9 protein-coding genes are annotated in these 7,918 nt (G+C 34.4%); 5 read left to right on the forward strand and 4 right to left on the reverse strand.

Annotated features, from left to right (window positions below):
• Positions 1-184: 184 nt before the first annotated feature.
• On the forward strand, positions 185-427 hold the full coding sequence (locus tag B2X73_RS07700; RefSeq protein ID WP_112373526.1) for a colicin E3-like toxin immunity protein: 243 nt from the start codon (positions 185-187) through the stop codon (positions 425-427).
• 54 nt (positions 428-481) lie between these two features.
• A complete protein-coding gene (locus tag B2X73_RS07705; protein ID WP_112373525.1) occupies positions 482-829 on the forward strand; it encodes a hypothetical protein in 348 nt (115 codons plus the stop codon).
• Positions 830-1,336: 507 nt separating this feature from the next.
• Here B2X73_RS07705 and B2X73_RS07710 read toward each other — a convergent pair.
• Positions 1,337-2,029 (reverse strand): hypothetical protein, encoded by a 693-nt coding sequence (locus tag B2X73_RS07710; protein ID WP_291096145.1) that lies wholly within the window; start codon positions 2,027-2,029, stop codon positions 1,337-1,339.
• Between the two features lie 242 nt (positions 2,030-2,271).
• Entirely contained in the window at positions 2,272-2,772 is a 501-nt protein-coding gene (locus B2X73_RS07715) for a YfbM family protein (RefSeq protein ID WP_291096147.1), read from the reverse strand.
• A gap of 499 nt (positions 2,773-3,271) precedes the next feature.
• On the opposite strand from B2X73_RS07715, the gene B2X73_RS07720 reads away from it, so the two are divergent.
• Positions 3,272-4,024 carry a carboxypeptidase-like regulatory domain-containing protein gene (locus tag B2X73_RS07720; protein ID WP_291096149.1) on the forward strand — a complete coding sequence of 251 codons (753 nt, stop codon included), beginning with the start codon at positions 3,272-3,274 and terminating at the stop codon, positions 4,022-4,024.
• A 48-nt stretch (positions 4,025-4,072) separates the two neighbouring features.
• On the opposite strand, the gene B2X73_RS07725 is transcribed toward B2X73_RS07720, so the two are convergent.
• Complete coding sequence (locus B2X73_RS07725; protein ID WP_112373519.1) at positions 4,073-4,681, reverse strand: hypothetical protein; 609 nt, start codon at positions 4,679-4,681, stop codon at positions 4,073-4,075.
• A 425-nt stretch (positions 4,682-5,106) separates the two neighbouring features.
• Between B2X73_RS07725 and B2X73_RS07730 the strand changes: the two genes are divergently transcribed.
• Entirely contained in the window at positions 5,107-5,493 is a 387-nt protein-coding gene (locus B2X73_RS07730) for a hypothetical protein (protein ID WP_291096151.1), read from the forward strand.
• Positions 5,494-5,598: 105 nt separating this feature from the next.
• Here B2X73_RS07730 and B2X73_RS07735 read toward each other — a convergent pair whose 3' ends face one another.
• Positions 5,599-6,831: a hypothetical protein gene (locus B2X73_RS07735; RefSeq protein WP_291096153.1), complete on the reverse strand. Its 1,233-nt coding sequence runs from the start codon at positions 6,829-6,831 to the stop codon at positions 5,599-5,601.
• Positions 6,832-7,542: 711 nt separating this feature from the next.
• Between B2X73_RS07735 and B2X73_RS07740 the strand changes: the two genes are divergently transcribed.
• Positions 7,543-7,918, forward strand: a 376-nt coding sequence (locus tag B2X73_RS07740) for a hypothetical protein (RefSeq protein ID WP_291096155.1), incomplete at its 3' end; no start/stop codon positions are given.

Consider the following 7,918-nt stretch of genomic DNA (forward strand, 5'->3'; position numbering starts at 1 on the left):
TAGTATAGTGCGGAATATGCATAAAGCGGAGGAAGTTAAACAAAAATAAAGAGCTAATAGATTTTCCATCACCAACGGATTATAAACACTCCATATACAAGCTAGATAATTCAAAATTTAGACTTATAGAGCGAGATTTTACTCATGTACAAGAACTTTGAAATTGCGAAATAATTGATTTTTTATGAAAATAGGGCGTATTATTAGTTGGTTTGATAGAAGAGATGAGAGGCTTATTGGTGAATTTAATATAGACTTTATACCTTTAGATCTTTTGAAGGAGACTTTTAGACCTCCGATTGAAGATCCTTTAATGTACAATCCTTATGATATTAATATAGCGGAATCTGAAATTCTAAAAAAATATGTAGACATTGAATTCGAATTTGATAAATATATATATCAAATTGATTGTTTTCAGGCTTGATAATTAGGAGACTTTACACATAGAAATATCAGCTTTTAGTAAAAAAGGATTGTAATGAACAAATTGACAGTTTTTGAAATGGCTCTGCTTTTTGCCTTAGCAGAGAAATACCCGGTTTTGTATACTCATATTGATAAAATATATGTAGGTGAAAGAGAATGTACCGGTATGGGGCAATACGTATTCTTAAAATATTATGATGAAAATGATATTCTCCCAATTTCCGAAGATATTCTCTCAGTTGATAAAATCATAATAACAGAAGGATTGGAAATCGGGATTGGGTTCATTGGAAATATTGAAAATTTTAAATTAGTTAATTTGGAACTATTCGTTTATGGTTCTAACGATTGGGATTGTGTTTTTCAAAATTTCTTCTTAAAAGACTTAAAGGACCTATGATCAAGGTCTTTTTTTGTTTTGAAGATTTTACCAAAACAGATTTAGTTACCTTGGAGCGTGTGGGGAATGATTGGAAAGTATCTAAATCAATCAATTCGTATAAATAAGAGCGATTTCAAATAAATATATATGTTGTAGAGCCACGTCGGGAGATGTGGCTTTTTTACGTCAAAAGGGCCTGATGTTAAATCAGACCCTTTCTCTTAGCGTTTATTTGTACAGTAATCTTTATGTTTCCTATCGTTTCCTCTTTTTTGTTTCGTCATCCAATGTTTTTAAAGACTATTGGATTTTCACTGTACGACGCCAATTTTTATGTTGAACCTTTCATTTGAAAGGTAGCTTGTAGCCGTTTTGTATTGTAAGAACAACTGCCATTTCCAAATAGTTTTATCGGAGTGATTTTTTTTTATAAATTGGGTTGACTTATTTAAACTGTATGAACATCTTGGTTATTCTAATGTCATTCTTGTTCGCCCATATTCCGCAAGTTAACGCTTATAATGGCTAGCGGGTTCCTATCGCTGACAGATTGTCGATTGTACGTTGAATAAAAGCATCAGACGCTAAATTTTTAACCGTATTCTTATTGAGTATACCATTCTGTTCTTTTAAGATATATTCACTAGCTTTAAACCACTGCATCGGTATTCCATCTATTTCTTTGTCTGGTAAATAAGAATAAGTGAAATTCAGTTTTTCGATGTCGGAGACCAATTTCTTTACTTCATCGGCGTAATTTCTCAGTTGTGACACGCTGAGGCTATCTTCAATCCTTTTTGTCAACAATCGGTCCTCATACAATCTCGATTCGGTGAGCTTGATGACTTCAATAAAAGAAGCGACCGACGAATCATCAGAACCATCCCACCAATAATCACAGAATTGTTCATTTTCAGTGTCAAAATAAATCCTCCGTTCTTCTGTTGACATTAAGAAGCCTGGACGTTCATAACTTTCTGTTGGAATATCACCCCAAACGGAAGCCCATCGGGTTGTTTTGGAATAATAAAAACATCCAGTAAACTCACTCTCCATATACCTGTCAATTGTTAGTCCTAAGGATAAATAAAAACCGTTTTCTAGCTTTTTTGAAAAAAATCCTTGTGCGCTAGATATAGAGTCTTTAAAATAGAGGTACCCCAATGTCGCTAAAGGAGCCTTGACTTTAGTGATTAATTTTGCTTTTGTTAACTTCATTTTTTCAAGAATATTTCTCACCTCAAAAACTTCTCAAACAGTTCTCTTTCCTATCTGTACGCTATCAATATAATAGGTGCTCCTTTTGATGTCTTTGAGAGCTGCACTGTAGTCTGGGCATAACCTAACGAAAATAATGATGCGAAAAGGACAGTAAATATTAATTGTTTCATGTTGATTAATTCACATGAGTTGTTGTCAATATAAGTTATTTCTAAGTTTTGAATAAAACCTAATTATTTTTAACTCAAATACATCACCATAGCATCTCCATTCTCCGCAGCTTTTTTATAGAAGATTTTGAGATCATCGAAGTAATCGAGAAGATATTCCAAGGCATTTTCATCATCTTTCCAGATGTCAGGGTAGATACCTTCTTCTATCATCTTATTCGGATTATAGTTTGCTGAAAGCTCTTCCTTTGTAAGATCTTTTATCGCGCTATATATTTCTTTGGTTTGTTCAGCTGTACTATATGTTGCCGGGCCATAACCCATATCTTGATCGGGGTCAATTTCTGTAGGCCCCATAAGTATACCTAAAAGCGGTGCTTCTTCTTCAACTGCTTCTGCCAAGCTTTGTCCAGTAATTAGGAAAAAAATGCCTTCCCAAGCTTTATCTAAATACAGAAAGTTTTCGCTATCAATATTATTTTGTTTGAATGCAATATCTTCTAAACGTCTACTATCTGCGATAAAGTTATTAAGTGTTTCGTTATCTACACGTAGATAGCTTTGTGTCATTCCCATGGTATAATTTAAAGGTTAAAGTGTTTTTCTGATACCCATGTCTTGATATCTCATTTATATGGCCTTTGTTAAATTTTGTATCTCCATAAAAATAATGAACTACGCTATTTAAAACAATACGATAAATTCAATTATTTGAAATTTTCTTGATGGGCGTGTTATTATTCGACGTCTTCCTTTGTATCAGCAACCACTCATAAATCCAGGGCTCAGTTTCATAAAGGTATTGGGTGCCGTGACCTTCACCTGCGATGCGGTGAAAGATCATATTTACATTGCACTTCTTTAGAGATTCGGCTATACGTTCTGTTTCGTGTATGGCGATTTCGTTATCCGTTCCATGATACGTCAGGATAGGGATGTCTTTAAGTGTACAAATCCGAGTGGTGTCGCTATAGTTTACTCCTTCCTCTAAGCGTCGCGCGTTAAAAAGAGTTAATAACATTGCTAGATGTTTGGTTTTATAATATTTTTATTGTAAAACTAATTGAAAATGAGTAGACTGCAGTTGTTGTTGCTATTGCTCTTTATCGCAAACTTATCTTCTGCACAAGATCTGAAAGGCACGATTAAAGATAAGTATTCGGGTGATATTCTTATAGGTGTTTCGATCAAAGTAGCTTCACGCAGCACCTATTCCGATAGCTATGGCAAATTTATATTGCCAGGCATTAAGCTTGGAGATACAATTACCTTTTCTTCAATAGGATATCGCGAGGAAAAATATATAGTTGATAATAGCAATCTTGATAATTTGGTCATATATATGAAGCAAACAACGATATTGTTGGATGAAGTCAAGATCAATTCTTTAGGAAATTATAAGGCTGATTCCTTAAAGTTTCGGGAAGAATTTGCCAAGACTTTCAATTATAGCAAACCCAAATTTAAAGACATTTTCATCAGCAAAAATTATTCTTCAAATGTCCCGAGACACCCTAATCAAGCTAGCAATAGTACCGCCTCGCTGATTAGTATTGATGTGCTTTCTGTTATTTCTATGTTAGGGAAAAATAGGACCCCTCAATCCAAGCTCCAACAGAAATTGATAAAGGAAGAAGAAGAACAGTATCTTGATAATACCTTTTCGAAGCGTAAGGTTCAAAATTTGACGGGCCTTAAAGGTGATTCTCTACAAACTTTCATGCAGTTGTACCGTCCGAATATTGACGCCGCTAAATACATGTCCGACTATGATATTATCCTGTACATCAAAAAATGCTACCATGAATATATCGAGCCTTAAACTTCGCCCCATTAAGTCAATTTGTTAGAAGATATGGCACTTATTATTTTAAGATAAATAGAATAGCGCAATAGAAATTCCTAGTGATGCAATTAATGGTACAATGGAAGATTTGGCTCTATACTGTAGATCATTAGGAAACATTTGTTGTCTGATAAAAAATAGACCAGTTGCACCTATGCCCGAGAGGATGAAGTTAACATAAAATATATTCTGGCTCATTTCAGGATAATTATTTCGAATATAATTTATAATAATTAGTTGAATGCCTATATAAATAATACTATAAAAAGTAGTAATAACAGCTCCTTTTATATTTTTTATTTTTATGAAATTTAGCACTTGAAGTACACCACCAAAAAAGACACCAAATATTACGGAAAGCATCCAAATAAGTGTATTTGTATATAGTTCAATAGCGTTTACGTCCTCTGTGAGCCCTTTGTCCCATCCTTTGTCCACTATTTTTTCACTATCGTTTTTTTTGGCAATTAAAGCTTCGATTCGTGCTGTTTCGGAAGGAGTAAAAGTTCGCCCACGTTCCTGTAGAATCTCGTAGGCATATTTTACAGCATTTGAAACAGATCGACTATCTGGTTCTATATATTTTTCGAGTTCTCTATCTGATAGTTTACTAATAACATTTTTATTAACCATATTTTGAGAAGAATTTAAGATTGAATGCTTTATCAGTAAAGATCTAAATTTAATATTATTTTTAATTAAAAATCTACTGCTAACCTTCACCTCACCATTTCCGCCATTTACCGAGTTTTCCGGATTGTTGGTCTAAAGCAAGTAGGCTAGAGGCGTATTGTGTCGTAGTTTTGAGTCAACAAATAAGAACAAAAACCATCAAGAGCATCGACGGAAATGCTCATGATAGCTTCATCACACTTGAAGAACAAATTATTTAGATGAAAAACTAACAATACAAAATAAAGACATTATGAACCATCATGAGTGTATTCAAAAGGCACTCATGATAGCTTTATCATCAAATAAAAAACAAATAATTTCGAGAAAAAACGCTAGTAAAAACATTCGCAGCAGCAGCCCTAATCGCAGTATCCACATTTTCTATGGCAGCTGAAGGACCTGGAGCCAAAGCAACAAAAACAAACGTTAACCTTTCCACAGCAGACTTGGCACTCGATCACTATGTTGCGGTAACTACGGAGGGCGAATCAGCAGGAGTAGAGGAGTTATTCGCAGAAGATTTCAATCAAAAGATCCAGGCCTCCAATGCACAGTCTAACAACCGTAGTGCCGTAGTTAAACTATTGAAAAAGCAAAAAGGAGGGAAGCTGAACTGTACAGTAAGCACAGACATTTTAGAAGAATCGGCAGACTATATGGTCGCTAAAGTGACCTTGAAATTTGAGAACTTCACCAAAACAGATTTAGTTACCTTGGAGCGTGTGGGTAATGACTGGACAGTGTCCAAATCAATCAATTCGTATAAATAGAACTTTACAACTTGTGGTTTGCCAGTAACAAAAGACTAACTACTAGTGAATCATCTATTTAAGTTTAGTTTAGAAGCCAGATCGTGAAATCTGGCTTTTTGATTGTTATTTACGAACACTTACTCTTTTTGTATTTACAATCTGATCATTTGTGTTTTTAAATTCAAGAATATAGTTGCCAGGCCTTAAATATAGAAATTCCCTTGTTTTTTTGATGAAAAGCTGGTCTGCTGGTATTCGATGTCCTTGTTTTTCGTCTGCATAATAAGCTTGAACAAAAAGCCCTTTTTGTCCTTGCGTATCTAGCTGTACCGACTTTGTAAGATTATTATCTGATAAGTACTCAGGGCGACTATTTGGAGTTAGATAGCGGGGGTAAAAAAGTGAAATATCCACAAAGTCATCATGCCAGGCTGTATCGTTTTTTAAAGCGACGACAGGTTTGCTAAAGCTAAACGAAACAAACTTGTTTACGGTAAGGAATTCGTCCGTTTCAAATTGGGAATAATATCGTTCAATATGTCGAGTTTGTGATATTGTTAAGGGGTCGATATTGGTCATTTCTTTAAAGAACTGAGCCATTTTTTTCCAGTTGGTTCGTGTATTTTCATGGATATGGTCATATCCTGCATACACAAGCAGTTTCGCATCAGGATCAGTTTTTAGCAATTTTGCTAGGTTGGCGGCTTGTAATGAGTCGCGCATGCGATTACTATTTGTATTGTTGGCGTCATAATTTATCAATACAAAATTTTGTCGCAATGCTTCCCTGATCATTTCTGCGAAAAGGGGCTCATGGCTATAATAGCCTGTTGTATCTGTAACGGTTCGTGTCGTGTTAATGTTTTGATCAGCAAGGTCTTCAATAGCTAAATATTTAAAACCTAATTTGCGAAACCCATTTAATAATTGAGCTGCAAATGTGCGATGATAGGGAATATTATGAGCTTCGTTGATCATGACTACTTTTTCATTTTTGGCCTTTTTTAGGATGAACTTTCTGGCATCGACAAAGTCGTGCTGCTTATAAAATTTGCTATCATATTTTATTTCATCGTTTTTGAGCGCGTGGACATATTGCTGATCCCAATAAAATCTGGAGCTATCATAGTTGCCGATAAAAGAATGATAGGTAGATTGGAGTTGATAAAAAAGAGATTTCGTTCTTGCATCCATGCTATCCACTGTTAGCTTGTTGAATTCCTGGATAGCTATCTGGTAGTTTTCTGGATGCTTTTTAAAAAGTTGGTCATTGAGATCAAATAATTTTTGCGTTGTGATTTGTCCTGAGACTAAGTCGCTAATTATAAGTAGGAATAGCGTGAAAAATATCTTCATAACTAGTTTTTTAGTTTTATAACTAATATATTAGTTTGAATCCTGCTTTCAAAATTAATCTGTTAGAAATTGGATTCCACCGCTGAATTTGCCTTCGAACACCATGTTGCGGTAAAGACCGAGGGAGAATCAGCAGGCGTAGCGCATAGTTACCTTGGAGCGCGAAGGTAATGACTGGAAAGTCTCCAAATCGATCAGTTCGTATAAATTAGGAGCCATCCCTTACAAATAGATAAGTTGTGAAGCCATGTCGTGAGGTGTGGCTTTTTCTATTTTATGTTGTTTTCAAGTCTGAGGTAAGTAGAAGACTTCTCTGCAAAATTGGAGGCTGAAATAGTTTAGAAAATTATGTATTATTGCTAGCGTACATATTATGCAAAGTAGTTTTACGATGAGACTAAAATTTCTCCTTGTTATTTTGGGGCCAAGCTTTTTGCTTTTTTCTTGCAAAAACAAGAGTTTAACAAATTCCATTTGGAAAAATTGTGGCGATAATAGTGACCTGCAGGATATCCTTGTGTTTAATGATACGTATAATTTCGTACGGAATGATACCATTTATAGCAGGCTGGTTATTGACTCCCCAATCGCTGTAATTAACCGGATTGATAGCTATTATGGCGAAAGAAGATTATATCTAAATAGGCTTTCTGATCAAAAAACCTATAGGTACTGTGAGCAATAATTGATCATATTAACATGTTTTAATTTATGCAACTCAATAATGATCAACAGTATAATGTCGGTTTAAGAGTGAAAAAAACTAAAAATTGGCCATTCTTATTTATTGTATTTTTATTGGTTTTGGCAATTGTATATTCACGGTTAATTACTCATTCTATGATTATAGGGAAATATTATTTTAAATATCACGAATGTACTGCTATGGGGGATTTACCGAAAAGCGATGATATGCTTACTTTGCTTGATGAAAATAAATATAGAAGTTCTTACTGGGGAAATGGGGAATATCGTATAGAATATAAGTTTTTTAGAACACTATTAGTTTTAAGCAATTCAGGTGGGACGGTCTCAAATGAGTTAGAAATAAAAAAAGTTGGAAATAAGATCAATATTGTATTAGATG

Source organism: Empedobacter sp. UBA7252, assembly GCF_002472765.1.
Lineage (GTDB): Bacteria > Bacteroidota > Bacteroidia > Flavobacteriales > Weeksellaceae > Empedobacter > Empedobacter falsenii_B.